The 26,929-nt window shown below is 33.3% G+C and carries 29 protein-coding genes; 18 read left to right on the top strand and 11 right to left on the bottom strand.

Going from position 1 to position 26,929, the window contains the following annotated elements; all coding sequences use genetic code 11:
* The first annotated feature begins 29 nt into the window (after positions 1-29).
* From dtd to NIL_RS00340, 5 genes are all read left to right on the top strand, one after another.
* Positions 30-473 (top strand): D-aminoacyl-tRNA deacylase, encoded by a 444-nt coding sequence (gene dtd / locus NIL_RS00320; protein WP_187647681.1) that lies wholly within the window; start codon positions 30-32, stop codon positions 471-473.
* A gap of 154 nt (positions 474-627) precedes the next feature.
* The gene (pgeF, locus tag NIL_RS00325; protein ID WP_187647682.1) at positions 628-1,323 is read left to right on the top strand and encodes a peptidoglycan editing factor PgeF; all 696 of its coding nucleotides are present in this window, start codon (positions 628-630) and stop codon (positions 1,321-1,323) included.
* Positions 1,305-1,805: a hypothetical protein gene (locus NIL_RS00330; RefSeq protein ID WP_187647683.1), complete on the top strand. Its 501-nt coding sequence runs from the start codon at positions 1,305-1,307 to the stop codon at positions 1,803-1,805. The genes pgeF and NIL_RS00330 overlap by 19 nt, the downstream gene beginning before the upstream one ends.
* 50 nt (positions 1,806-1,855) lie before the next feature.
* The gene (locus NIL_RS00335; protein WP_187647684.1) at positions 1,856-3,004 is read left to right on the top strand and encodes an FIST C-terminal domain-containing protein; all 1,149 of its coding nucleotides are present in this window, start codon (positions 1,856-1,858) and stop codon (positions 3,002-3,004) included.
* Positions 3,001-3,618, top strand: coding sequence for a GGDEF domain-containing protein (locus tag NIL_RS00340; protein WP_187647685.1), 618 nt, complete (start codon positions 3,001-3,003; stop codon positions 3,616-3,618). The genes NIL_RS00335 and NIL_RS00340 overlap by 4 nt, the downstream gene beginning before the upstream one ends.
* Before the next feature lie 63 nt (positions 3,619-3,681).
* Here NIL_RS00340 and NIL_RS00345 read toward each other — a convergent pair whose 3' ends face one another.
* From NIL_RS00345 to NIL_RS00375, 7 genes are all read right to left on the bottom strand, one after another.
* Positions 3,682-4,872, bottom strand: a complete 1,191-nt coding sequence (locus NIL_RS00345) for a replication-associated recombination protein A (RefSeq protein ID WP_187647686.1) — start codon at positions 4,870-4,872, stop codon at positions 3,682-3,684.
* Entirely contained in the window at positions 4,865-5,257 is a 393-nt protein-coding gene (locus tag NIL_RS00350; protein WP_187647687.1) for a secondary thiamine-phosphate synthase enzyme YjbQ, read from the bottom strand. The genes NIL_RS00345 and NIL_RS00350 overlap by 8 nt, the downstream gene beginning before the upstream one ends.
* An 11-nt stretch (positions 5,258-5,268) precedes the next feature.
* Positions 5,269-6,045 carry a pseudouridine synthase gene (locus tag NIL_RS00355; RefSeq protein ID WP_187647688.1) on the bottom strand — a complete coding sequence of 259 codons (777 nt, stop codon included), beginning with the start codon at positions 6,043-6,045 and terminating at the stop codon, positions 5,269-5,271.
* Positions 6,046-6,122: 77 nt separating this feature from the next.
* A complete protein-coding gene (locus tag NIL_RS00360) occupies positions 6,123-7,085 on the bottom strand; it encodes a KpsF/GutQ family sugar-phosphate isomerase (protein ID WP_187647689.1) in 963 nt (320 codons plus the stop codon).
* Between the two features lie 79 nt (positions 7,086-7,164).
* Positions 7,165-8,994, bottom strand: coding sequence for a ribonuclease J (locus NIL_RS00365; protein ID WP_187647690.1), 1,830 nt, complete (start codon positions 8,992-8,994; stop codon positions 7,165-7,167).
* Entirely contained in the window at positions 8,948-9,775 is an 828-nt protein-coding gene (gene rsmA, locus NIL_RS00370) for a 16S rRNA (adenine(1518)-N(6)/adenine(1519)-N(6))-dimethyltransferase RsmA (RefSeq protein WP_187647691.1), read from the bottom strand. Before rsmA ends, NIL_RS00365 begins: the two co-directional genes overlap by 47 nt.
* 92 nt (positions 9,776-9,867) lie before the next feature.
* Positions 9,868-10,515 carry an endonuclease III domain-containing protein gene (locus tag NIL_RS00375; protein ID WP_187647692.1) on the bottom strand — a complete coding sequence of 216 codons (648 nt, stop codon included), beginning with the start codon at positions 10,513-10,515 and terminating at the stop codon, positions 9,868-9,870.
* A 54-nt stretch (positions 10,516-10,569) separates the two neighbouring features.
* Between NIL_RS00375 and hisF the strand changes: the two genes are divergently transcribed.
* Genes hisF through rlmN form a run of 4 tightly spaced genes read left to right on the top strand, consistent with a single transcriptional unit; the run spans position 10,570 to position 13,203 of the window.
* Positions 10,570-11,334 carry an imidazole glycerol phosphate synthase subunit HisF gene (hisF, locus tag NIL_RS00380; protein WP_187647693.1) on the top strand — a complete coding sequence of 255 codons (765 nt, stop codon included), beginning with the start codon at positions 10,570-10,572 and terminating at the stop codon, positions 11,332-11,334.
* Positions 11,331-11,867 carry a phosphorylase family protein gene (locus NIL_RS00385; RefSeq protein WP_187647694.1) on the top strand — a complete coding sequence of 179 codons (537 nt, stop codon included), beginning with the start codon at positions 11,331-11,333 and terminating at the stop codon, positions 11,865-11,867. Before hisF ends, NIL_RS00385 begins: the two co-directional genes overlap by 4 nt.
* Positions 11,867-12,124 carry a hypothetical protein gene (locus NIL_RS00390; protein ID WP_187647695.1) on the top strand — a complete coding sequence of 86 codons (258 nt, stop codon included), beginning with the start codon at positions 11,867-11,869 and terminating at the stop codon, positions 12,122-12,124. Before NIL_RS00385 ends, NIL_RS00390 begins: the two co-directional genes overlap by 1 nt.
* Before the next feature lie 2 nt (positions 12,125-12,126).
* Positions 12,127-13,203: a dual-specificity RNA methyltransferase RlmN gene (rlmN, locus tag NIL_RS00395; protein WP_187647696.1), complete on the top strand. Its 1,077-nt coding sequence runs from the start codon at positions 12,127-12,129 to the stop codon at positions 13,201-13,203.
* Between the two features lie 200 nt (positions 13,204-13,403).
* On the opposite strand, the gene NIL_RS00400 is transcribed toward rlmN, so the two are convergent.
* Positions 13,404-14,318, bottom strand: a complete 915-nt coding sequence (locus NIL_RS00400; RefSeq protein WP_197972090.1) for an RluA family pseudouridine synthase — start codon at positions 14,316-14,318, stop codon at positions 13,404-13,406.
* A gap of 132 nt (positions 14,319-14,450) precedes the next feature.
* On the opposite strand from NIL_RS00400, the gene purB reads away from it, so the two are divergent.
* Both purB and NIL_RS00410 read left to right on the top strand, forming a co-directional pair.
* On the top strand, positions 14,451-15,779 hold the full coding sequence (gene purB, locus NIL_RS00405; protein ID WP_187647697.1) for an adenylosuccinate lyase: 1,329 nt from the start codon (positions 14,451-14,453) through the stop codon (positions 15,777-15,779).
* A gap of 8 nt (positions 15,780-15,787) precedes the next feature.
* Positions 15,788-18,157 (top strand): ribonucleoside-diphosphate reductase subunit alpha, encoded by a 2,370-nt coding sequence (locus NIL_RS00410; RefSeq protein WP_187647698.1) that lies wholly within the window; start codon positions 15,788-15,790, stop codon positions 18,155-18,157.
* 182 nt (positions 18,158-18,339) lie between these two features.
* On the opposite strand, the gene NIL_RS00415 is transcribed toward NIL_RS00410, so the two are convergent.
* Both NIL_RS00415 and NIL_RS00420 read right to left on the bottom strand, forming a co-directional pair.
* Positions 18,340-18,714: a DUF779 domain-containing protein gene (locus tag NIL_RS00415; RefSeq protein ID WP_187647699.1), complete on the bottom strand. Its 375-nt coding sequence runs from the start codon at positions 18,712-18,714 to the stop codon at positions 18,340-18,342.
* Positions 18,714-20,213, bottom strand: a complete 1,500-nt coding sequence (locus NIL_RS00420; RefSeq protein WP_187647700.1) for an aldehyde dehydrogenase family protein — start codon at positions 20,211-20,213, stop codon at positions 18,714-18,716. The genes NIL_RS00415 and NIL_RS00420 overlap by 1 nt, the downstream gene beginning before the upstream one ends.
* Before the next feature lie 395 nt (positions 20,214-20,608).
* Between NIL_RS00420 and NIL_RS00425 the strand changes: the two genes are divergently transcribed.
* From NIL_RS00425 to NIL_RS00435, 3 genes are read left to right on the top strand one after another with little or no spacing between them, the layout of a single operon-like run.
* Entirely contained in the window at positions 20,609-22,606 is a 1,998-nt protein-coding gene (locus NIL_RS00425) for an EAL domain-containing protein (RefSeq protein WP_187647701.1), read from the top strand.
* Positions 22,603-22,977, top strand: a complete 375-nt coding sequence (gene msrB / locus NIL_RS00430; RefSeq protein WP_187647702.1) for a peptide-methionine (R)-S-oxide reductase MsrB — start codon at positions 22,603-22,605, stop codon at positions 22,975-22,977. The genes NIL_RS00425 and msrB overlap by 4 nt, the downstream gene beginning before the upstream one ends.
* 55 nt (positions 22,978-23,032) lie before the next feature.
* On the top strand, positions 23,033-23,425 hold the full coding sequence (locus NIL_RS00435) for a DUF6858 family protein (RefSeq protein WP_187647703.1): 393 nt from the start codon (positions 23,033-23,035) through the stop codon (positions 23,423-23,425).
* A gap of 99 nt (positions 23,426-23,524) precedes the next feature.
* On the opposite strand, the gene NIL_RS00440 is transcribed toward NIL_RS00435, so the two are convergent.
* Positions 23,525-24,034, bottom strand: a complete 510-nt coding sequence (locus tag NIL_RS00440) for an LOG family protein (RefSeq protein WP_187647704.1) — start codon at positions 24,032-24,034, stop codon at positions 23,525-23,527.
* A gap of 133 nt (positions 24,035-24,167) precedes the next feature.
* On the opposite strand from NIL_RS00440, the gene NIL_RS00445 reads away from it, so the two are divergent.
* Genes NIL_RS00445 through NIL_RS00460 form a run of 4 tightly spaced genes read left to right on the top strand, consistent with a single transcriptional unit; the run spans position 24,168 to position 26,904 of the window.
* A complete protein-coding gene (locus NIL_RS00445) occupies positions 24,168-25,193 on the top strand; it encodes a ribonucleotide-diphosphate reductase subunit beta (protein WP_187647705.1) in 1,026 nt (341 codons plus the stop codon).
* Entirely contained in the window at positions 25,183-25,908 is a 726-nt protein-coding gene (locus NIL_RS00450; RefSeq protein WP_187647706.1) for a carbon-nitrogen hydrolase family protein, read from the top strand. Before NIL_RS00445 ends, NIL_RS00450 begins: the two co-directional genes overlap by 11 nt.
* Positions 25,905-26,552, top strand: coding sequence for a protein-L-isoaspartate(D-aspartate) O-methyltransferase (locus tag NIL_RS00455; RefSeq protein WP_187648527.1), 648 nt, complete (start codon positions 25,905-25,907; stop codon positions 26,550-26,552). Before NIL_RS00450 ends, NIL_RS00455 begins: the two co-directional genes overlap by 4 nt.
* 16 nt (positions 26,553-26,568) lie before the next feature.
* Complete coding sequence (locus NIL_RS00460; RefSeq protein WP_187647707.1) at positions 26,569-26,904, top strand: ferredoxin-thioredoxin reductase catalytic domain-containing protein; 336 nt, start codon at positions 26,569-26,571, stop codon at positions 26,902-26,904.
* The last annotated feature ends 25 nt before the right edge of the window (positions 26,905-26,929 follow it).

Below are 26,929 nucleotides of genomic sequence, written 5' to 3' on the forward strand. Positions count from 1 at the left end.
TAAATTAATCTTCTATGTCAAGGAGGGCTATGATTGCGTTGATCCAAAGAGTTAAACGAAGTAGTGTGAAAGTTGATGGAAAATTGATAAGTGAAATAGGGCAGGGGTTGAACATACTTCTTGGAGTTTTTAAAGATGATAGTGAGAAAGATATAGAAAAGCTTGTGAAAAAGGTTGTAAATCTAAGAATCTTTGCCGATGAAGAGGGTAAAATGAATTTGAGTTTAAAGGATATTGGTGCAGAAGTTTTAGTGGTTTCTCAGTTTACTTTAGCAGGAAGCGTAAAAAAAGGAAGAAGACCTAGTTTTGATTCTGCTATGGCTCCAGATGATGCTGAAAAATTTTATGAGAAATTTTGTGATGAGATGGAAAAAGAGGTGAAGGTAAAAAAAGGAATTTTTGGCGCTATGATGGAGGTTGAAATAGTTAATGACGGACCTGTAACTTTTATAGTCGATTCGAAAATTTTATAGATTTGATGAATAGATTTTTGGAGTAAGGAGGTAAGTATATTGGTGTATTGGGAAAAAGATAGAAAAAACCAATACACAAATATACCAATATACTAGTTTCCTATGTCCAAAACAACCTATTTAATATCAAAATTATGTAAATTAAAGGATTAATTTGAAAGTAAACTATCTTTTTACCGATAGATACGGAGGAGTTAGCAAAGGCTTTTATGAGAGCTTCAATCTTGCTTTGCATGTTGGAGACAATAAAAATAATGTTTTGAAAAACAGAGAGATTCTAAGAAGAAGAGTAGGGGAAAAAGAGCTAATATTTATGGAGCAGATTCACTCCGATAAAATAGAGATAGTAGAGCATGATAAAAAAAGATATATATGCGATGCCCTTATAACCGATAGAGAGGATATAGCTTTATGCGTAATGGTGGCTGATTGTATCCCTATTTTGATGTTTGATGAGAAAAAAGGTGTCATTGCCGCCATTCATAGCGGTAGAAAAGGTACTTTTTTAGATATAGCTAAAAAATGTGCTGATAAAATGGTTCAAACTTTCGGTTGTAGTGCCCAAAATATTAAAGCTATTTTTGGACCTTCGATCAAAAGTTGCTGTTATGAGATTGGCTATGAGATTGTTGATATCGTTTTGAAAAAATATGGAGAGAAATATTTAAAAGATAGAAGATATCTTGATATAGCTTCTATAAATAGAGATTCGTTGATTAGATTAGGATTGAGGGAAGAAAATATAGCGATAAGCGCTATTTGTACATGCTGCAGTGAAAGATATTTTTCATATAGAAGAGAAAAACAAACCGGTAGGTTTGTAGGAGTTATATGGAGGGAGGAGAGATGAAGATAGAGGAGTTTTTTGAGATTGTTCCAAAATTACCGGGTGTTAGGGTGTATCAGTTTAGCGACAATTATGAAAGTGCTAAAAGATTGGCCGATTTTGCGAAGATAAGAGGATTTGAACTTCAAATAGTCACATTTGAAGAGGAGCTTTTTGAAAAACTGAAAAGCTTAGAGGATGAAGATATAAAGGTAAGATATATAACTGAAAATAGAGATAAATATAATCTTCGTTCAATTATGTACGATACTGTCTTTGTAAATCTTGATATTGACTCTTTAAACGATATTGAAGAATTCTTGAAGAAAATTTACAGAATTATGAAAAATGCGGCAAATATTGTTTTGCCTGTAGATGTTGAAAAAAGAGACGAGATTAAAACTCTTTTGGAGAGATGCAACTATGTAGCCGTTAACGATACTTCGCTGGAGGAGAAAAGAGTGGTTTTTATAGGTAAAAAACTTCATGGGTGGAGTAAGGTGTAGTTAAGCAGCCATTAGTTAAACTTTATAAATATTTATAATAGGAATTAGTATTGGAAGCTAAAGTATATTCAAGTTCGAAGGCTTCTTTGCTTTTGTCTTTTGAAGATATAAAAAACCAAATACAAAAGGACTTTTCAAAATTTGATTTTTTACTTTTTAGTATCCATCCCTATTTTCCAATCGATGATGTGAATTATTTAATAAATAAGATTTTTAAAACTAACAATTATGCAGCTTTCCATACTATTAACGCTTTTAAAAATGACGATATTATAGAAAAAGCCGTTGGGTTGGTTGTTTTTAAATTTAATAAAAACGCCAAAATTAAAAAATTTTATATAGAAGATATAACTAATTATAAAAATGATGATACTCTTGATAAGACTGCCGATTATTTGAATAAAAATAGAAAAGATTTTCACATAATATTAGCCGGGCTTGCTGAAGAACTGTTTGGTTTCTTTATAGAAGATTTATCGCAAAAAATTGATTATTCTCCTGTAAATAATATTATCGGTGGTGTCTCCTCCGGAATAAAAACAGATAATAAGATGATTACCTATCAATTTATTGATAATAAAGTTATAAAAAAAGGCTTTTTGATTTTATCTTTTGAAAATGTCGAAGCTCAAATTGATGTCTCTTTAGGATTTACTCCATACGGAATTACATATAAAATAACAAGAGCTGAAGGGACAAAACTATTTAGTGTAGATGAAGATAAAAATTTTGCAAAAATAGCCAAAAACTTTTTAAAAGGTATAAAAAAACCGGATATAAAATATCTTTGGTATTTACCTATCAATATTCTTGATGAAAAAGATGGATATGTGGCTACTTTAAGAACTATAGAAGAAGTCCACGAAGATTACGTAAAGTTTTTTGCCCCTATAAAAACAGGCCAACATTTTAAAATATCTTTTGCGACAGCAGATGAGATTTTAAAAGATGATATGAAATGTGCTCTTAGACTTAGCAAAAAGATGAAAAGAGCCGATATTGCTTTTAATTTTTCTTGTGTAGCTAGACAGTATGTTCTTGAAGATAGGCAAAAAGAAGAGATCGAAATATATGAAGATATTTTAAATACTTACTTATTTGGTTTTTTTACATTTGGAGAAGTTGGTCCAGATAGGATGTTTAAAAAATTAAAAATGTACAATGAAACATCACTAGTTTTAGTCATGAGAGAGTTATGAGAGAAGATATTAAGATAAAACTTTTACAGAACCTACTTGAAGAGATTACTAAAAAGTATGATGAGTTTATAGCAATGCAGCAAGATAAAATTGAAGAAACTTTTGAAAAAGCGATAAAAGATCCGTTAACTGGTCTTTATAATAGGTCATATTTTTTTGAATATTCAAGAAAATCTTTTAAAAAAGCTAAAAGAAAAGGCGAAAATATAGTATTGATTTTTTTAGATTTGGATAATTTTAAATATGTTAATGATAATTATGGACATAAAAGGGGAGATGAAGTATTAAAAGAGGTGGCAAATATTTTGAAAAATATATTTAGAGAATATGATGTTATAGTCAGATATGGTGGAGATGAATTTATTATTTTTGCTGAATTTAGTAGTAAAGATTTTGGCAATATTGATAATTTGTTGAAATTTTTTAAAGAGAGAGTTGAAGAGAAGTTCAAAAAATATACACTATCAGTATCTTACGGTATTGCTGTATTTCCTTTCGATGCAGATAATATTAAAGATTTGATAAATATTGCTGATAAAAGAATGTATGAACAAAAGAAGCAAAAGAAAATGAGAAATTATGTTAATAAACTACGTAGAAACAGTTTTTTATAAATATCGGATATTTGCCAATTTGCAATCCTTATTATGAAAAAATCAAGGATGATATTTGAAGAATTAGTCAGCAATTTTTTTTATTTTTTCTATCCATTCATTTAGAGTTTTTTCAAAACCTATATCTTTTGATTTATAGAATTTAAGCGGTTTTGTTAAATACTTTTGTTTCACGTATCCTCCGAAATCGTGAGGGTATAGATATCCTTTAGGGGATGGAGATTTTAGATGTGAAGGAATTTCAAGAATCTCTCCATTTATTACAGCTTTGGTAGCTTTTTTTATTGCTTCATAGGCTGCATTTGATTTAGGACTTGAAGCAAGATATATAACACATTGAGACAAGATTATCTTTGCTTCAGGATACCCTATGTTTTTAACGGCAGTTAAAGTACTTACAGCTAGAGTGAGTGCATTTGGGTTCGCATTTCCTATATCTTCACTAGCAAGTATTACAAGTCTTCTGGCTATAAATTCAGGAGGTCCTCCTTCGGTTACCAAACGGGCAAGATAATAGATGGCCGCATCAATATCGCTTCCTCTGATGCTTTTTATAAGAGCGCTTATCAAAGAGCAGTGTTCCTCTTTGAATGAAGTACCTTTTATAGCAGAAACAGGTCTTAAAGATTTAAGAGTATCAAGGTCTATATCTTTTGTTATATTTAGAGCAGTTTCTAAAAGATTAAGCATACTTCTTGCGTCATTTGCACTTGATCTTATAAGATACTCTTTAGCATCATCACTTATATGAAACTCAACCTCTTTTTCGACTTTTTTTAAAATCTTTTCCATCTCTTTTTTTGTGAGAGGCATAAACTCAAAAATGAAACTTCTTGATCTTATCGCATTTGTTAAAGCAAAATAAGGATTTTCGGTACTGGCTCCCATAATAAGGGCTTCATTATTTTCCATAACGGGAAGCAAAACTTCTTGTTGAGTTTTTGAGAGTCTATGAACCTCATCTATGAAAATGAGAGGCTTTAACAGCGAGTTTCTATATCTTAAAACAATTTTTCGTATCTCTTCTATTTTTAGGTTAGTTGCATCTAGAGAATAAAAGGGTGAGTCCAAAAGATTTGAGATAATTTTTGCTAGTGAAGTTTTTCCTGTGCCTGGTGGTCCCCAAAAGAAGGAGTGGGGGATATTTTTTGAATGGATCAGCTTATAAAAAGGCGCGTTTTTTGATAGAAGATGCTCTTGTCCCACAAAATCTTCTAATCTTTTAGGCCGTAAAATATTTGCTAGATTATTCATTTATCACTTTTATATATATCATCCTTTCTCTCGGACCGTCAAATTCGCAATAAAATACCCCTTGCCACTCTCCGAGCTGAAGTTTTGCATCTTCTACTGGAATCATTACTGAACTGCCGACAATTCCGGATTTTATATGGGCATCTGCGTTGCTACCATGTGCATAAGAGGCATTTGAAGGAACTAGCTTGTGAAGTTGTCCCAAATAGTCTCTTTGAAGACTGGGGTCTACATTTTCAAACAAAATAATACCTGAAGTGGTATGGGGTGTGAAGACGTTACATATTCCGGTTTTTATCCCGGACTTAATAACTGCTTCTTTTACTATTTCGGTTATATCTATCATCTCCGATTTATGATTTGTTTGTATGTTTATAACTTCCATGTTCTACCTCTCTAAGATTTTTTCTTTTTACTCTTTTCCCACTCTTTCAAAAACTCTCTTAAGTCTTCATACTCTTTTTTTGTTAGAAATCTAGTTTTTCCAACAGGCAAAGCGTTTAGAGCCACTCCGCCAAACTCTAGCCTTTTTAGATCTACTACTTCTCTATTAAAATGTGCAAAAAATCTTCTTATCTCTCTATTTTTTCCTTCAGTAAGAGCGATTTTGAGTTTAGAGTATTTAGGGTCATTTTTAATAATCTGATAGGCGTAAAAGGGAGCAAAAATCATCGACTTTATCTCAGTTTTTTCATGAGCCCCTTTTGTTGCATCTTCAAGTTCTATTCCCTCTTGCATAGCTTTTTCTATCTGCGGGGTTATGGAGCCTTTGATTTTAACTTTATAAATTCTCTCAAGATCACTTTCCATAAGAGCCTGGGCAACTTTTGGCGAATCTGTAAGCAGCAATAGCCCTTCAGTTGCGAAGTCAAGTCTACCAACCGAGATAAAGTGTCTAAACTTTGCAGGCAAGGAGTCATAAATAGTTTTTCTTCCTCTATCATCCTTTTTTGTTACAAGCTCTCCTTTAGGTTTATGATAAACTATAACAGTAAGGTCTTTTTTCTCTTTGACGAGCTTTCCTTTCAGATAAACTTTATCCCCTTTTTGGACTTCATAAAAGGGCTCTTTCACCACTTTTTTATTTACTTTTACAAACCCTTCTTGTATAAGCTTGTCTGCTTCTCGTCTAGAGTATGTTGTGTTGTGTGATATATATTTGTTAAGTCTCATTATCTCTTTCTTGGTTAAGTTATTAAGTAGTTAAATTGTCGAGTCGAAAAAATCACTATTTAAATACTCAACTTTTTTTATTTTATTCCTGCTTCTACTAGATCGTGTATATGTAACACACCTACTATTTTATCATTTTTATCTGTTATAACCAATATCTGAATTTTATAATCTTCAATCATCTTAAGTGCATCACTGGCTAATATATTCATATCTTTGCAAGTTTTGGGTTTTTTACTGGCAAAGTCTATGGCTTTTTTGTCAAGGGAAAAATCCTCTTTCATCAAAGCTCGTCTAAGATCTCCGTCACTAAGTACAGCTTTGAGCTTTCCTTCTTTGTCAGTTATAAGAACATTTCCAAGTTTTCCTTGGCTCATAACAACAATAGCCTCTTTAAGAGGAGTATTTTCTTCTATTATTGGAAGATTTTCTTTTCTCATGAGATCTTTTATTTTTATAAAAAGCCTTTTTCCCAAAGAGCCACCGGGATGAAAAGATGCAAAATCCTCTTTTTTAAAATCTCTTTTTTTCATCAAACATACAGCTAAAGCGTCTCCCAAAGCCATAGTTAAAGTTGTAGAAGCAGTAGGTGCGGCTTGTAAAGGACAAGCCTCTTTTTCAACTGCTATGGAGATGAAAATGTCGCTGTATCTTCCTAAAGTTGACTCCTTTTTTTCACTCATTCCTATTAGTGGGATATCGAATCTTTTGATATGGGGCAGTATTTTTATAAGTTCTTCACTCTCGCCGGAATAACTAATAGCCAAAACGCCGTCATCTTTTCCTATCATTCCAAGGTCTCCATGAAGAGCTTCTGTAGGGTGGATAAAAAAGCTTGGTGTTCCCGTGCTTGCAAAAGTTGCCGCTATCTTTGCACCAACAAGACCACTTTTTCCTACACCAGTTATTATCAGTTTCCCTTTTAGACTGTAAATAGTCTCTATCGCTTTGTTTATATTTTCACCTATTCTGTTTTTGGAGTCTATTAACGCTTTTGCTTCAATATCCAGCACATCTTTTGCTATTTTTATAAAATCCATAGCTAACCTTTAGTTAGTGATCAATAATGAGTGATCACAGAGCAATACACACTCTGCATACTACACTCGCATTTATTTTTTACATTATAAATATGGTTGGAACAATTGTTGGATACTTTTTAAGTTTTCTAAAAATATGTTTTCTTATAGCCTGTCTTAGTTCATTTTCTATTCTTTTAGGGGCGTTTATTATTTCGCTTTTTAGGTTAGATAGATAATTTTCTATAATGCCTTCTATCTCTTGGGCAAATATTTTGTCATATTTGTCTGCAACAAGACCGAAACTTGAAACTTTCGGTTTGTTTATAAGTTTTTTATCTGTTGCCGAGATCTGGGCTACAACCATAACAATACCCTCAGTAGCCATTCTTTGTCTGTCTATAACTACATCGCTCTCAATCTCTTCGTTTAGTTGGTTATCTATGTAAGATTTTCCCGTTCTAACCGTTTTAACTTTTTTGAGATATTTAGGCGTAATTTCTATCTGTTCTCCATCGCTCATCAAATATATGTTTTTTTCAGGAATACCACACTTTATAGCTGTCTCTTTATGTTTCATTAGATGGTTATATTCTCCGTGAACCGGAAGGAAAAATTTTGGTTTGGTCAATCTAAGCATCAACTTTTGCTCCTCTTGAGCGGCATGTCCTGAGACATGTATCTCGCTAAAGTCTTGATAAGCAACTGTTGCTCCGCACTTTTGAAGCATATTTATAACACTTGATACGCTTCTTTCATTACCTGGGATTGCTTTTGCGGATATAATAATAGTGTCGCTAGGTTTTATCTTTACATGTCTATGCTCATTAGTGGCCATTCTGTATAACGCACTCATTGTTTCACCTTGACTTCCTGTTGTGACTATCAATATTTCGTTATCGCTATATTTGTTAAGTTCATGTGCCTCTATAAATATTGATTGAGGAAGTTTAACGTATCCAAGTTGCATAGCGGTTTCTAAGTTTCTCTCCATAGAGCGGCCTATAACGCAAACTTTTCTATTATATTTGAGAGCATGTTCTATAGCTTGATGTACTCTGTGTATATTGGAAGAGAAAGTACTCATTATAACTCTTCCTTTGGCTTTTGAGAAGAGAAGATCAAAAGTTGGGCCCACACTAGCTTCCGATTTAGTGATACCGGGATTATGCGAGTTTGTAGAGTCGCTTAGAAGTGCCAAAACCCCTTTTTCTCCATAATAAGCTATTCTTTGAAGATCTGCTGGATACCCGTCTATTGGGGTATGATCTATTTTAAAATCTCCTGTATGAAAGATTGTACCCGCATCACATGTTATAGCTAAAGCTGAAGCATCTATGATAGAGTGGGTTATATGAATCCACTCCACTTCGAAATCACCGATTTTTATAGCTCTTCTCTTCTCTACAAATCTAAAATAGCTTTTATAGCTTCTCATATTATGTTCGTCAAATTTGTTAGCTATCATTCCAAGAGGAAGGGGAGTGCCGTATATAGGAAACTGCATCTCTTTGAAAAGGTAGGGTACAGCTCCAATATGGTCTTCGTGTGCGTGTGTAATGACAATACCGTCTATTTTATCTTTTATCTGTCTAAGATACGTAAAATCTGGGACTAAAATATCTACTCCATGCATATCTTCAGTGGGAAAACTCATACCTACATCTATTATTATGGCACTTTTGTCTGTCTCTATGACAGTTATATTTCCACCTATCTCTCCTAATCCTCCCAAAGGAGTAATTTTTACTTTTCCTTTTGATTGGAGATTGATTCTTGTGTCTGGGTTGAGTCTTAGTTTTTGAATCTTTTCGTTAGCCTCTATAGCTTTTTTAATATCTCTATACCATCCTACATGTTTTTTGCTTTTTTGCTGAGAGTTTTTACTCTTTTGTTGTAGGTTTTGATTGTGGTTCAGGTTTTTCTCCATCTACCTTCCTTTTTTCTAATATTTCGTATAGCCGGTGATAGATGGATGTGGTAGCTTGATGAGGTCTGATATTTGGAAGAAGGTTTAGTTGAGCAAATATTTTTTCAAGCTCTTTTTTATCATATTTTTTGCTTAAATTTTTTAATAGAGTTTTCCTAGTGGCCAAAAAAGCCACTTTCAAAAAATCCTCGAACCCTCTTTCATCCAAATATGTGCTTTTTTTAATAAGAAGCACTGAGGAAGTAACTTTTGGAGGTGGTTCGAATGAACTAGGTTTAACATCGAAAAGTTTTTTTACTTTTCCGGTACTGTTTGCTAAAACAGCTAAGGATGAAAACTCTTTATCACCGTTTTTAGCGGCAAATTTTTGTGCCACCTCCTTTTGCAACATAACCAAAATATTTTTGCAGTTCTTGTCTCTCAGTGCTTTTAAAATAATATTGGTCGCTACATAGTAGGGCAGATTTGCCACTAGATCATACGGTTTGTCAACTAAACTATTCTCCCAAAATCTAAGAACATCCCCACAGTTTAATAGGAGTTTTTTCTCTTCTATCTCTTTTTTAAACTTTTTTTGGAGGATGTTGCAAAGATCTTTATCAATCTCAAAAGCTATCACATCCTTCTTGTGAAGTAGCCTTTTTGTTAAATCACCTAATCCAGGCCCTATCTCGACAACAATATTGTCGTTATGGGGCATCGATTGGATGATTTTTTCCAAAACAGAACTATCTTTTAAGAAGTTTTGTCCAAACCACTTTTTTGCTTTTACCTCACTCAAATCAAGCCTTCATCATACTAAAAATTTACTTATATTTAGATTACGGTTGTCACTATATTATCATTTTTTAAAAATTTGTCAATAGAGTTAAATTATCCATTACATTCTACTAGATCTTTTACCGGACAGATTTCGCATTTAGGTCCTATTGGTTTACAGATAATTTGCCCAAATGAGACCAAAACTCTGTTTAGACCAATCTTTTCTTCATCATTTAATAATTTTTCAACTATTTTATCAGTCTCCTCAGCTCTTTTGGTATGTATAAATCCCCAAAGATTTAATATTCTATGTACATGTGTATCTACCGCAATATATGGTTTTTTGTAGGCGTTTTCCAACACTATTTTAGCGGTTTTAGGTCCTATACCTTTTATAGATGTTAATTCCTCCAAACTATCCGGGACTATACCATCATACTTTTGTAGCAATATTTTAGTAATATTCAAGATATTTTTTGCTTTTTGGTTGTAAAAACCGACTGGATAAATAACTTTTGCTATATCTTCTTTTGACAAAAAGATCATCTTCTTAGGTGTATCCGCAAGTTTGAAAAGTCTGTGTGCCGCTTCAACTGTAACTTCATCTTTTGTTCTAAAGCTTAGAAGTGTTGATATCAAAATAGTGTAGGGAGTTCTTTTATAACCATAGTGCCGTGATAATCTAATAGCAGGTGCATCCCAATTCTTACACTCTTTTTTTAAAATATTTACAACTTGTAAAAATCTCTTTTTATCCATAAAAGTTATAATATCAAAAAATAGTATAATTACAAAAAATTTATAGAGGATATAATGAGAGATTTTTTTGCAAAAAGAGTTATACCTTGTTTGGATGTTAAAGATGGTAGAGTAGTCAAAGGTGTTAATTTTGTAGGTTTAAGAGATGCGGGAGATCCTGTAGAGGTAGCAAAAAGGTACAACCAAGAGGGTGCAGACGAGATAACTTTTTTAGATATAACCGCAACTCATGAAAATAGAGATACAATAGTTCATATTGTAGAAGAGGTTGCGAAAGAGGTTTTTATACCTTTAACTGTTGGAGGCGGTATAAGAGAGTTAAATGATATATATAAACTTTTAAATGTTGGTTGTGACAAAGTGAGTATAAACTCTGCAGCTATAAGAAGACCTGAGTTTGTAGATGAGGGTGCAAAAAGGTTTGGCAGCCAGTGTATAGTAGTAGCTATAGATGCGAAAAAAGTAGGGGAGAGCTGGAATGTTTTTATAAACGGTGGTCGCATCGACACAGGTATAGACGCAATCCAGTGGGCTAAAGAGGTTTATAATAGAGGAGCCGGAGAGATACTTCTAACTTCTATGGATAAAGATGGTACAAAAAGTGGATACGATTTAGAGCTTACTTCTAAAATAAGCGATGCTGTGGAAATACCTGTCATTGCCAGTGGTGGTGCCGGTACTATGGAGCATATAAAAGATGCTTTTACGTTAGGTAAAGCAGATGCGGCATTGGCTGCTAGTATTTTTCATTATAAGGAAGTTGATATAATGGAATTAAAACGATATTTGATAAAAAACGGTATCCCGATTCGATCATGATAGTATGTGCTGGTAGTTTCGAAAGTTTTCATTTTGCATATCCAATAGGAATTGGTCTTATTGAAAGTTCAATAAATTTGACTAGGCTTGCTCTTTTTGATAAACCTGATTTTATTATTTTTATAGGTACTGCTGGAAGTTACGGTGAGTACAAAATTTTTGATATTGTGCAAAGTAGAGGTGCTAGTCAGATTGAGTTAAGCTTTTTTGACAATAAAAGTTATACTCCTATAGATAATGTGATAGTCAGTGAAGGATTAAATGTTTCACATGAAACATTGGTAAACTCTTCAAACTATATTACTACTGATAGCACCTATTCTAAACATTTTTTAAAAAACGGAATCGGTTTGGAAAATATGGAATTCTTTTCAGTTCTAAAAGTCGCTCAGGAATTTGAGATACCTGCAGGAGGAATATTTATAGTAACAAATTATTGTGATAAAGACGCACATAAATGTTTTAAAGAAAATCATAAAAAATCTATGAGAATGTTAGAAGAGTATATTAAAGATAACTTTAAAGGCTTATAATGAAGATAACATATAAAAATCACTCTTTTAAAATTTTAGAATTTTATTATAAACCGTATGGATCTGATTTACATAAAGCAATCAAAAAAAATGTTGCTGAGAAAGAAGGAGATGTAAAAGTTATAAATATTTTGGATGTAAAAATTACTCCAGCTTTGGACAATGAAGATTATGAGAAGATAACTGCAGGTAGCGATGGTGACTATCATATTATGGAATATATGATAGTTGTTTTTTATAAGATAATGGAGTATTAGAAATGAAAAAAAACATCTTAGATTTTACTAAAGATGAGCTAGAAGAAGAAATCTCTCCTAAATTCAGAGCCAAACAGATATATCAATGGATCTATCAAAAATATGTTGATAATTTTGATAATATGAGTAATCTTCCCAAAGAGCTTAGAATTAAATTAAAAGAAAATTATGAGATTTATATACCTAAAATCCTCAAGGTAGAGAAGAGTATAGACGGTAGTAAAAAATATCTTTTCGAACTTAAAGATGGACATACAGTAGAGTCAGTTTTACTTCCAATGAAAAAAGAGGAGAGAGATGAGAATGGAGATATAATACGACATACGAGATTTACTGTTTGTGTCTCTTCGCAAATAGGATGTAAAGTAGGTTGTGCTTTTTGTCTAACTGCAAAGGGCGGGTTTATACGAAATTTGACAGCAGGTGAAATAGTGTCACAAGTTTTAGCTATTAAGAAGGACAACGATATTGCTTCAAATAGAAGAGTTAATATTGTTTATATGGGAATGGGAGAGCCTTTGGACAACTTGGACAATGTGGCTAAGGCAGTAAAAATATTTTCGGATGAAAACGGACTCTCTATTAGTCCTAGACGTCAAACTATTTCTACAAGCGGTTTGGCGCCAAAGATCAAAAAACTTGGAGAAAAAAAACTAGGTGTTTTACTTGCTATCTCCCTACATGCAGTAGATGATAAGCTTAGAGAAGAGCTAATGCCTATAAATAAAGCTTACAACATAGAGTCTATTATTCAAGCCGTAAAGGAGTTTCCTATAGATCTGCGAAAAAGAGTAATGTTTGAGTATCTTATCATAAAAAATGTGAATGATGATCTAAAATCAGCTAAAAAATTGGTTAAACTATTAAATGGAATTAAAGCAAAAGTAAATCTAATACTTTTCAACCCTTATCCGGGCTCACAGTTTGATAGACCCGATATTGAGACTGTTAATAGATTTCAAAAATATCTTTTGGAAAAAGGAGTGCTTTGTACTGTTAGAGAGTCGAAAGGATTAGATATTAGTGCAGCTTGTGGACAGCTAAAAGAGATAGAGGTGAAAAGTGGAAATACCGTTTAAAAATTATGAACTGATAATGGTTATGCTTTTAATAATTGCAGTTATCTTTATGGTTGTTGCTTTTGTTAAAATTTCAATAGAGTCAGATGAGGATAAAGAATGACGATACTTGATAATATTATGTTGATTATAGTATCCGTAACGTTTATTATTGGTTTAGGCGGATTTATATATGTTACTTTTTTTAAGAAGGAATAGCTCTATCTATGTCTATTTATGATCTTATTTATCTCTTTTTCAAAATCGATTTTTGAATATATTTTATATACGGTTTCCATGAAATCAAACTCTAGCCATTTTGCGTGAAGCATTAATCGTTTGTGTCCAGTTGTCTCGATTCTTTCGCGTTCATCCATCAATCTATCTAGATATCTTATGGCAATTTCAGTGGAAACACCATATATTGGATCGCCAACAATAGGGTGTTTCACGTGAAACAGATGAGCTCTTATCTGATGCTGTCTTCCAGTTAAAGGTATCGCTTCTACCAAAGTAGCATTGATAGAGGGGTAATATCTAATGGGTTTGATTATGGTTTGGGCTGGCTTTCCTTTTGGGTCAATTAAAACTTTAAGCCTTATTTTAGAGAAGTCTCTATTTTTCTTAATGGGAGCATCTATAAAAAGGTTGTTAGAAATTTTTCCTTTTGTCAATGCTAGATAACCCTTTTTCACTCTTTTGTCTTCAAAACTTTGTTTTAAGTATTTTTCAGCCTTTTTGTTAGCGCTTACTAAAAGAAGGCCGCTTGTTTCCATATCTATTCTGTGGATTACATTAGCATCTTTACCGAAACATTTTCTAGCCTCATCTAGTATAGAGTAGGAGGTTTTTCTATTTCTTGGATGGACTATAACTCCGCTTGGTTTGTCGAAGATTGCAAAATCCTTGGTTTTAAAAATCGGTTTTAATCCTTTTGTACTGGGCTCGAAAATCAAAATATCAAGTTCACCTTTAACAGTCGCTTTTTTATCAGTTATAGGCAGACCGTTTTGATAGATCTTTTTAGTATCGATCATCTTTTGTGCTTGACCTTGAGTAATGCCTAGATTTTTCATCAAATACAGGAAAAGTTTTATCTCTTTTTCAACAAAAAATCTTTTAAAAACAAACGCCAAATCTTCTCCTTAATATTATAAAAAATTATATTTAGATAATATAAAAATCGTCCTATTGTTTAAGCCTCTTTTTGATAATATATCACAATAATATTATTCTTGACAAGATAAGTTCTATGATAAAGGGAAAAGATGGTAGAGAGATATGCACGCAAAGAGATGGCTGAAAAATGGACTATGCAGGCTAAATATCAAGCATGGCTTGATGTGGAGATAGCAGCAGTTAAAGCTTGGCATAAACTGGGACTGGTTCCAAAAGAGGATATGGAAAAGATTGTTAAAAATGCTAAATTCGATATAAAAAGAATAGAAGAGATCGAAAAAGAGACAAAACATGATGTTATTGCCTTTTTAACAAGTGTGGCGGAATCTTTGGGAGAAGAGTCTAGATGGGTTCATTACGGCATGACAAGTTCTGATACTATCGATACCGCTGTGGCGCTGCAGATGAGAGAGAGTTTGAAACTTATCATCGAAGATGTAAAAATGGTTATGGAAACTATCAAAAAAAGAGCTTATGAACACAAAATGACTTTGATGGTAGGTAGAAGCCATGGAATACATGGCGAGCCTATAACATTTGGTCTGGTTTTGGCTATATGGTATGATGAGTTCAAGAGACATCTTAAAAACCTTGAAGAGACTTTAGAAGTAATAAACGTAGGTAAGGCTAGTGGGGCTATGGGAAATTTTGCTCATGCTCCTATTGAGCTTGAAGAGTATGTATGTGAAGAGCTCGGGTTAAAACCTGTTCCTGCTTCAAACCAAGTAGTTCAAAGAGACAGATATGCAAGACTTTTTACGACTATGGCTCTTGTTGCTTCTACTATAGAGAAGATAGCTGTAAATATCAGACATTTTCAAAGAACGGAAGTTTATGAAGCCGAAGAGTATTTTAGCAAGGGGCAAAAAGGAAGTTCGGCAATGCCTCATAAAAGAAACCCGGTTCTTAGCGAAAACTTAACAGGTCTTGCAAGACAGATTAGAAGTATGGCTATTCCTGCTTTAGAGAATGTAGTTTTATGGCATGAAAGAGATATCAGCCACTCTAGTGTAGAGAGATTTATACTGCCTGATGGATTTATAACTTTGGATTTTGCTCTTCACAGACTAAATAATGTATTGGCTAATCTTGTAGTCTATCCAAAAAATATGATGAAAAATCTAAATCTAACCGGAGGGCTGGTTTTTAGCCAAAGGGTACTTTTGGAGCTTCCTAAAAAAGGTGTGAGTAGAGAAGACGCTTATAAGATAGTTCAAAGAAATGCTATGAAAGTTTGGGAAGAGATCCAAGAAGGGCATCCTCCTTTGAATGAAAAGGGAGAAAGTCTGTTTTTACAATATCTTTTAGAAGATAAAGAGTTAAGAGAGAAGATGAGTGATGATGAGATAAGAGAGTGTTTTGACTATAGTTACTATACAAAAAATGTGGATAAGATTTTTGATAGGGTCTTTAAATAGGGGGAAAAATGTTAACAGTAATCAAAAGAAATGGCAGAATTGAGCCTCTTGATATATCTAAGATCCAAAAATATACCTCTGCAGCCGTAGCCGGTTTAGAGGGTGTAAGTCAAAGCGAATTGGAGGTTGACGCCAAGATTCAGTTTAGAGACAGAATCACTACAGAAGAGATACAACAGACTCTGATAAGAACAGCTGTAGATAAGATAGATGTTGACAGACCCAACTGGACATTTGTAGCAGCTCGTCTCTTTTTGTATGATCTTTATCATAAAGTGAGTGGATTTACAGGATATATCCATTTAAAAGAATATTTTGAAAAGGGTGAAAAAGAGGGAAGAATTGTTCCGGGATTAAAAGATAAATATGATCTTGATGATTTAAACGGCTATATAAAACCTGAAAGGGATCTTCAGTTTACATATCTAGGTATTAAGACTTTGTATGATAGATATCTTTTGAAAGATAGAAACAACAATCCTATAGAGCTTCCGCAGCATATGTTTATGGCGGTGGCAATGTTTTTGGCACAAAATGAGTTAGATTCTCAAACTTGGGCAAAAAAGTTTTATGATATTTTGTCAAAATTTGAAGTAATGGCGGCGACACCGACTTTGTCAAACGCTAGAACTCCTAGACACCAGCTTAGCAGCTGTTATATAGGAAGCACTCCCGATAATATAGAGGGTATTTTCGATAGTTACAAAGAGATGGCTCTTCTTAGTAAATATGGAGGTGGAATAGGCTGGGATTGGACAAAAGTTAGAGGTATGGGAAGCTATATAGACGGACACAAAAATGCAGCCGGAGGAATAGTCCCGTTTTTGAAAATTACAAACGATATAGCAATTGCTGTTGATCAGTTAGGAACTAGAAAAGGGGCAATAGCTGTATATATAGAACCTTGGCACATAGATGTTTTGGATTTTTTAGACCTCAAAAAAAACAGTGGCGAAGAGAGAAGAAGAGCGCATGACCTTTTCCCAGCTCTTTGGATAAACGATCTGTTTATGAAGAGGGTGGAAGAGGACGGAATATGGACGCTTTTTGACCCTTATGAGACGCAAGATCTTGCGGAACTTTGGGGAGAGGAGTTTGAAAGAAAATATCTTGAATACGAAAAAAGAGAGGATATAATAAAGGAGAAGATTAAAGCAAAAGAACTTTGGAAAAAGATACTTTTAAGCTATTTTGAAACAGGAAGCCCATTTCTTTGCTTTAAAGATAACGCCAACAGATGCAATCCAAACTCACATATCGGAATCATAAGAAGTAGCAATCTTTGTACGGAGATATTTCAAAACACAGATCCTAATTACTATAAAATAAGAGTTAAGTTTGAAGATGGGAGTGTTAATCTATATGATGAAAATGAGGAAGTTGAAGTTGACGGGGGTATAGTCAAAAAAGCAAAAAAGATAACTGCACTAGACAGCATAGATGGCAAAAAAGTTTTCATAGTAGAAAAAGAGAAGATAGATGGGGCTACTGCCGTATGTAATCTTGCTAGTGTTAATCTTAGCAAAGTAAATACAAAAGAGGATATTGAAAGGGTAGTACCTATCGCTATAAGAATGTTAGATAATGTAATAGATCTAAATTTTTATCCACTTGAGAAAGTAAAACGCACAAATCTAAGAACAAGAGCTATAGGACTTGGCGTTATGGGGGAAGCCCAGATGTTAGCCGAGCATAAAATAGAGTGGGGGAGTGATGAACATTTTCATAAGATTGACGAGATAATGGAGGCGATCAGCTACAATGCCATAAAAGCCTCTTCAAATCTTGCTTTGGAGAAAGGAAAATATCCAGAATTTGAAGGCTCGAGCTGGAGCAAAGGTATTATGCCTATAGACAAGGCTAATAAAGAAGCAAAAAAACTTACACCAAATCGTGGCGGACTCTTTGGGTATAATTATGATTGGAACGCTTTGAGGGAAAAAGTTAAAAGAGATGGGATGAGAAACGGCTATCTTATGGCTATAGCTCCTACAAGCTCTATTTCTATTTTAACAGGTACTACACAAACGATAGAGCCGGTCTATAAAAGAAAATGGTTTGAAGAAAATCTCTCTGGTCTTATTCCTGTAGTAGTACCAAACCTATCTCCTGAGACATGGGCATACTATACTCCGGCTTACGATCTTGACCAAAAAATTTTAATAAAAGCCGCAGCTGTTAGACAAAAGTGGATAGATCAAGGCCAAAGTACAAATATCTTTATAAGATTGGATAAAGCCAGCGGCAGATATCTACACGAAATCTATACACTTGCATGGAAACTAGGACTCAAATCTACATATTATCTAAGAAGCCAGTCACCTGAAGTTGCAAGCGATGTGGCAGATAGAAGTATGGAGTGTATGGGGTGTCAGTAATAGAGTGTTAAGACCAATAAACAACCTGACTATCAGTGTTTTGTAAATTGTATTTGATCTTTTAATGCGATTTGATGGTCTAGGAAGATGATTTTGGAAGATAAATAGTTTTTAGAGGTGCCCTTAATCTATTTTTTCCTAGACTCAATCTATAAAATTGGCCAAAAAAGATTTTTGGCCGGCTATTCGGGATACTCTATAGGTTCAAGATCTGCTTCCTCCTCAGGTGTGTAGAGTCTAGAGATGGCAATGAAGCGTATTCCCAAGGGGATTTCCAATGAAAAGCTTGAACCTCTTCCTTCAGTAACGTCTATAGTGGTGTGAGTATGTTTGGAATACTCAAAAAGGTCTTCTGACATATAAAAATCGCAACCATGGATATCGCCAATTTTTATATCTCTAGCACCAACACGAAATTCATCTTTTGGAAAGCACATTGGAGCCGAACCGTCACAGCAACCACCACTCATATGGAAAACCAGCTCGCCATGTTCCTGACGAAGCTGGTCGATAACTTTTTTTGCTGCTTCTGTGGCTTCTACTCTTTTGTAAGCCATTAGAAGAATCCTAATGGTTTTTTGTCATAGGATGTGAGAATGTTTTTGGTGTGACGGTAGAGATTGAGCATCATCATATGGGTTTCTCGTCCAATACCCGATTTTTTATATCCTCCAAAGGATGCATGTGCTGGATATAGATGGTAACAATTGACCCATACGCGACCAACCTGGATACCTCGTGCCATTTTATGTACTTGATGCATATCTCTTGACCAAACACCGGAACCTAAACCATAGATGGTATCGTTAGCGATTTCAAGAGCTTCTTCTTCATCTTTGAAAGTAGTAACACTTAGTACAGGTCCAAAAATCTCTTCCTGGAAGATTCTCATCTTGTTGTGACCTTTAAAGACGGTTGGTTTTATATAGTAGCCATCAGGATGTACTGGATTATCAAATTTCTCTCCACCGATTAGAAGTTCAGCTCCTTCTTGTTTGCCGATGTCGATATAGTTCATAATCTTTTCAAACTGATCTTTAGAAGCCTGTGCTCCCATCATTGTTGATGGATCAAGTGGGTCGCCCATCTTGATTGCCTCAATTCTTTTTAGTGCCTTTTCCATAAATTTGTCGTAGATGCTCTCTTGAATAAGAGCTCTTGAAGGACATGTGCATACCTCGCCTTGGTTGAATGCAAAAAGTACCAATCCTTCTATAGCTTTATCCAAAAACTCGTCATCTTCAGCCATTACGCTCTCAAAAAAGATATTTGGTGATTTACCTCCAAGTTCCAAAGTTACAGGTATGATATTTTCGGAAGCGTATTGCATAATGAGTCTTCCAGTAGTTGTCTCTCCAGTAAAACCAATCTTTTTTATATCAGGATGTGTTGCAAGAGGTTTTCCTGCTTCTGGTCCAAAACCGTTGACTATGTTTATAACGCCAGCCGGAACTATATCTTGGATAAGTTCCATCATTACTATTACTGAAACAGGAGTTTGTTCAGCTGGTTTAAGTACTACACAGTTACCAGCTGCCAGTGCTGGAGCAAGTTTCCACGCGGCCATAAGCAAAGGAAAATTCCAAGGAATGATTTGACCTACTACTCCATATGGTTCATGGATTTCCATAGAAACCGTATTTGTATCTAAATCGGTAATGCTTCCTGCTTCTGCCCGAATAACAGAAGCGAAATATCGAAAGTGATCAATTGCTAACGGCAAATCGGCATTAAGGGTCTCTCTGATAGGTTTACCGTTGTCCCAGGTTTCAACTACTGCCAACATTTCCAGGTTCTCTTCCATTGTATCGGCTATTTTATTTAAAATAGCATTTCTTTCAGCTACAGAGACATATTTCCAGTGATTTTCAAATGCTTCCCAGGCAGCTTTGACAGCCATATCGATATCTTTTCTGTTAGACTTAGCTACTTTGGCTATTGGTTTGTTATCTACGGGAGAGATATCGTCAAAATATACGCCATCAATGGGCGGAACCCATTTACCACCAATGTAGTTATCATACTTTTCCTTAAATTGAGGACGTGCATAGGCCATGATTACTCCTTAATTTGACTTTATGAAGTATAGGTAGCATACCATATTTTAATAGACTTAATATTGATAAATATCAAATTATGTAAAATGGTAATAAACTTATTTAAGATGAGTAGCAATATAGTGTTAATTATTCCTATATTTCTATATTTATTGTCAAAATATAGTGAATATGAAAAAATCTATAAATTGTTTGTAAGATTAAATTACTATTTAATTAATAAAACTAGGAGAAAAGAAATTGGGGTTATTTGGTTTAATGTATTAGACTTATGAAAGTTAAGTTTATCAATTTATAAATAGAAATCTGATATAATACGGCTCAATCTTATTAATAGCTCCTCAATAGCAAGGTTGTGTCACTATAATGTAATTTTCTGCTTTAAAGGCTTAAAATGAATGAGGACAAAACAAAAGAGAGATTGGAAGATCTTGTTGAGCAGATAGATTTACAATCTTTACAAATTCCTACGATAATACAAAATATATCATCGGTAAAACAGGTTAAGAATCTTTACAAAAAAAATATTGAGCTTGTTGAAATGCTTCTTTTGAAAAAAGAAGTAAATGATAAATTATTTAATGATTTAGAAGAGATAGGAAAAGTTTTAAAAAGCAATTATCATATATCATTAACAGATTTAGGTTTAATTATTGAAGCTTTTAAGAAAGCCTTAGTAACGGCAATACAAAACAGGATTATAAATCTTGATGAAGTAGAGGTAATAGCAAGGATTGAAAGGGCAGAAAAGGCTATAGTAAAAGGATTTTTTTATGCTTTGATGATTGAGACAATAGAACATATTCACCAATTAAACTTTTTATATAGCGATATTTTTGAAGTTCACTACGATTGGCTTCTTGAAGTAAAAAAATATTTTTTAAATAAAAAAGAATCAATATATCTTGTTGATATGTCTGCCTGTGGTTTTACCAAATGGCTTACTAGTTTAGAAGCTGAAATTTTGATGTTTGCTGCGGAAAAAGAGAGGTATTTGTTTAATAGTCAAATAATTATAGCCCACAAAAATTTACATTTAGAAGCAAATTATATAGTTGATTTTTTAATAAAAGAAGATTATTTTAGAGCCGTTGAAAGCTTGAAAAACTTTTTTAACAACTATTTGCTATTAGAAAAACTAATATCTGATCTGTTGGTTCTTTATGAGAAAAACAGTTACAATATTTTTATAGAGTTTATGCTAGAAAGAAGTTATTGGGAGAAAAATCTTGTATGCTATTTTGTTATAAATCTGCATATACCAAAGCTTGTAACGTTATTGAAAAATAATCTAATTGAGAAAATTTCAGTAGAGATGAAAAAATATTTAAAAAAAGAGGGGCTAGATTTTTATATATTTATTCAAGACGAGCTGCATCTACTGATTAGAAAACCAAAAAACTTAACATATGAGTATCTTGATAAAATGATAAAAAATTGTATAGATAAAATTTTAGATAAATATGCTTTATTGGCCTTAAAAGAAGAGATAATGATATATTCCATAAGGCTGGATGATTTAAAAAATAGGGAAATAAACTATTTTAAAGAGATTTTGATAGCACTAAAAAAGAGAAAAAGTAGTGAAAACTTTATAATTGTTGGTGATAATCTGTTAGAAAATTTAAATAAAGAGGTAGATGAAAACTTGAAAAAATTATCTATTATAAAAAACACTATTAAAAATTTTAAAATAGAACTTTTTGCTCAAAAAATAGTAAATAACAAAAATAAAGTTTTTTGTCTAGAGATTCTCTCTAAGCTCCCTATAAATGGCACTTATTTAAGCGCTGTAGATTTTATTGACATAATATCAGAACATAATCTTACATTGGAATTTGATCTATTATTAACTAGAAAAATAAGAGAATATTTTTTTATTTTGTCCAAATTTACCGATAAGGTTAGTATAAACATATATTCATCATCTGTTAGTGAGGCAATTTTTATTAATGAATTGATTGAGAGTTATAATCAGGCCAAAGAACTTGGAATTGAGTTGATAGTCGAGATTACAGAGTATACAATAGTTGAAGATTTAGAGATATTAGCAAAATTAAATAGGGAAAATGGGATAAGGTTTGCTGTTGACGATTTTGGAAGTGGATTTTCAAACATTAAAACCCTTATCGAGCTGGCATCTAAAAAGTTATTGAGTTTTGTTAAAATTGATGGTAGCCTAATAGCCGATATTGAAATATGCAGCAAAAAAAGAAATGTTTTGAAACAACTTATTAAATTTATTGATATAATGGGATTAAACCCTATAGTGGCAGAATTTGTAGATAGTAAGGAAAAGGTAGAAATACTTAAGAGCATGAGTGATAAAATAGTATATCAAGGATTCTATTTTTCTATACCAAAAAAAATTGAAGAGTTGGGAAAGTTATGAGATGTAAAAAAAAGTTAACAGATTTTGAATATTATGTTATGTTTGAAAAAGGAACGGAACCTCCATTTGCTGGAGAACTTTTAAATGAAAAAAGAGAAGGTATATTTGTTTGTAAATGCTGTGAAACATCACTTTTTTCATCTAGTGCCAAATTTGACAGTGGTACAGGATGGCCAAGTTTTTTTGAGCCGATATCAAAAAACTCAATAAAAGAGGAGTTAGATACCTCACATGGAATGATAAGAACAGAGGTCAAATGTGCAAAATGTGACGCGCATCTTGGACATGTTTTTACTGATGGTCCATCTCCAACAAATCTTAGATACTGCATAAATTCTGTTTGCTTAGAGTTTAGAGCTATTAAAAATTAATTATCATTATAAAAGTTATAAGTATATATAATTTCTCTAAAATTTGGAGGAGCATATGAAAAAGATAGAATTTATGGATAAATATCCTGTGTATCTGTTAGAGCTTAATAAAAACAAAACTAAGTTTAAAAACATGGAGGAGATTTTAGGATATATAAAAGGATGTATAGAAAACCACAAAGTAGCAGCTTATATAGGAGTATTTGATCATTTGTCTCATACAAAAAGTTTAGAAGAAGCCATATATGATAAAAATATAATTGAGGCTAAAAATATAATTTTCTGTTTCGGCAAGCAACTGCCGAAGCCGGAAGTTTTGAGTGTTAGGCCAAGAAGTATAGGCATTTGCGAATATGAAGATAGATTTGTAATATCTTTTATAGAGGCTCCAAATCCTGAAGGAAACGCTTCTATGATTGAGTGGGTAGAAGGTATAAAAAATAGATAATTTAGTTATTGGTCATTAAGTTATTGGTATATTGGTGAAAATGGTTGAGTAGTTAAAATAGCTCAACTACTCAACCATTTACCTAATATTAATGAATGACTATATGTTACTTTTTTTTATAAATTCATCTACATTTTCATAAATCTCTACATTTTTAACAAAATTTTTATCAATAAAGGAGCATTTTGTCATCTCTTTATACATTTTTCCTATCAAACATATTCTGATATCCGGTTTAAAACCGCTATATTTTAATGCCAAAATCATAAAAACTTCGTTCATAGTTCCAATGCTTCCAGATTGAGCTACGAAGAGTCTGCTATCTTCTATCAGCTTTTCCAATCTTTCGTACAATGTTTTACATATAATCTTTTTTGTAAGATAAGGGTTTTTGGGTCTTAGTTGGTCAAATTTCTCTATAGTAACTCCTATACATTCTCCTCCTGCTTTATGTACACCTATACTTACTGCCTCCATGAGTCCTTGATATCCACCACATTTGACTATATATCCCGCCTTGGACAAAAATAGTCCAAGTTTTATACCTTCTTTGTACTCTTTAGAGTTTTTATCTGCTTTAGATGCACCAAATGTAGTAACAAATTTCAATTTGTTTCCTTTACCTCATTTTAAGTAGAAAATTTTATAATGTTTAACTTAAAAATCTGTAAAAAAGAGAGTTATAAAGCAAGAGATTTTTTTGTTTTCTAATTCTCTTTTTAAAGCCTACTGGAGGGTAAAAATGGTGTACAGCAGAAAAAAGATCTATAATCCAAACTCTAACGAGAGCGTAAATGAAAGAAAGATTTTCGGTGGAGATCCTACGGGAATATTTGAACTTAACAAAATAAAGTATCAGTGGGCATATAATCTTTGGGAGATGATGCTAGCAAACACCTGGTTTCCCAAAGAGGTTGATATGACAGGTGATGCAAGAGATTATAAGCTTTTAACAGATGCGGAAAAACTGGCTTATGACAAAGTTTTAGCACAGCTTATATTTATGGACTCTTTACAGACTAATAACCTAATAGACAATATAAACCCTTATATTACAGCTCCAGAGATAAATCTAATATTGGTTAGGCAAGCTTTTGAGGAGGCTCTTCATAGTCAAAGCTATGCCGTGATGGTTGACAGTATAAGCCAAAATACCGATGAGATTTATGAGCTTTGGAGAGAAGATTTAAAATTAAAACAAAAAAATGACTATATAGCTGAAGTATATGAAGAACTGGCACAAAATCCAAGCGATGAAAATATCGTTAAAGCAATGTTTGCAAATCAGATATTAGAAGGAATCTACTTTTATAGCGGCTTTACTTATATGTATACTTTAGCTAGAAGCGGTAAAATGCTGGGTTCTGCTCAGATGATAAGATTTATTCAGCGTGATGAAGTAACACATCTTTTAATTTTTCAAAATATGATTAACACTGTAAAAAAAGAGAGACCAGAACTCTTTACAAAAAAACTTATTGATGATGTATATAAGATGTTTGAAGGAGCAGTTGAACTTGAGAGCAGCTGGGGTAAATATATAACTCAGGGACAGATATTGGGATTAACCGACGAACTTATCGAGCAGTATATAAAATATTTGGCTGATGATAGGTTACAGCGTGTAGGGCTTGATCCTATGTATAACGTAGAGCATCCAATAAAATGGGTAGACGATTTTTCAAAATTTAATGAGCAAAAAACCAATTTTTTTGAAGGAAATGTAACTAACTATAGTAAAGGGAGCTTAAGCTTTGATGACTTCTAAAAAATATTTGTGTGCCCTGCAGTTTAAAACCGAAGAAAATTTTGAAAAAAATCTATCTACGCTTAAAAAACTTTTTTCAAAAACACCAAAAGAGTGTATAGCCGTTGCGCCAGAAGTTTGTCTTACGGGCTTTGCCTATGATAGATTTGAAGAGGCGGCCGATTTTGGAAAAAGGGCGCTTGAAGAGTTGCTGGAAATTTCTGAAAATAAAATATTAGTTTTTACAATGATTGAAAAGATAAATGAAAAATTTTACAATGTGGCGAAAGTTCTTTATAGAGGCAAAGTGGTTTATGAACAGCCAAAAGTAAAACTTTTCAAGTTTGGCGGTGAAACGGACTACTTTAGTTCCGGAAGTATGGATGATATAGAGATTTTTGAGATAGATGGGCTAAAAATAGGCCTTCTTATCTGTTTTGAGCTTAGATTTTTAGAAATCTGGCAAAAACTGAAGGGCGCAGATATTATTTTAGTTCCTGCGATGTGGGGAAAACTTAGAAAAAGACATTTTGAGCAGTTTACAGAGACTCTTGCTTTGATGAATCAATGCTTTTTGGTAGCAAGTGACAGTGCTAATGATGATATGGCAAAAAGTAGTGCCATAATAGACCCTTTTGGAGTACCATATAGAGACGACAGAAAGGCTCTGTTGTGCAAAGAGTGCGATTTTGGAGATATCAAGAAGATGAGAAGATATATGGATATAGGTTTATGAATCAGTTTTTAAAAAGAGTCGAGCTTCAAAAGTGTCAAAAATTGGCAGACGAGATAGATAGAGTTTTCCCTTTGGATTCCAATATAAAAAAAGCTATTGCATCTACTCCTAGAGAGATATTTGTACCAGTAGGATTTAAACATCACGCCTATAAACTAGACGCTCTTCCTATTTCTAAAAATCAGTGGATTAGCTCTCCTTTGACTGTTGCAAAAATGACGCAATTTTTAGAGCCAAAAGGTGCGGACAGTGTTTTAGAGATAGGTTGTGGTAGCGGTTATCAGGCTGCAATACTAAGTAAACTTTTTAGGAGAGTTTTTAGCGTAGAAAGGATAGAAAAACTTGTCTGGGAAGCTAAAAAGAGGTTCAAAGAACTTAATATTTTAAATATCAATGTTAGATACTCTGACGGTATGCTTGGGTGGAGGGAGTTTGCACCATATGACAGAATTTTGTTTTCTGCCTCTTTGAAAAATATTCCACAAAATATCTTGGAGCAGCTAAATAACGGTGGAATATTAGTAGCACCTATAGAAAAAGATGGGAAACAGATAATAACAAGATTTATCAAAAATAGTTTTACGATAGAAAAAGAGGAACTTGATGAATGTCTCTTTGTTCCTACAAAAAGAGGTACTGTTTAATAATAAAGGAGGGAAAATGAAATCGATTGATATGAGCAGTGATGAGTTTTTACAAGAGATGGAAAAAACAAAAAAGTTTACCGACAAAGTTTGCAAACAGTTTGGATGGGTTTATAATCCTAACTCTGAAGTAAACGAGGGGGTTACTATGGGGTTGACAAGAAACAAGATGCTTTACGGGAAAAGATATTGTCCATGTTTTATGGTAATTGAAGAGAATGGAAAGTTTAAAAGTGCAGATGATAGGATTTGTCCTTGCAAGCCTGCAATAGAGAAAGAGATACCAGAAGAGGGAAAATGTCACTGCGGCATATTTTGTACACCAGAATATGCACAGACACATGAACATTGACCTTTTTAAAGGTACCGTAAAACGG

Source organism: Nitrosophilus labii (assembly GCF_014466985.1).
Lineage (GTDB): Bacteria > Campylobacterota > Campylobacteria > Campylobacterales > Nitratiruptoraceae > Nitrosophilus_A > Nitrosophilus_A labii.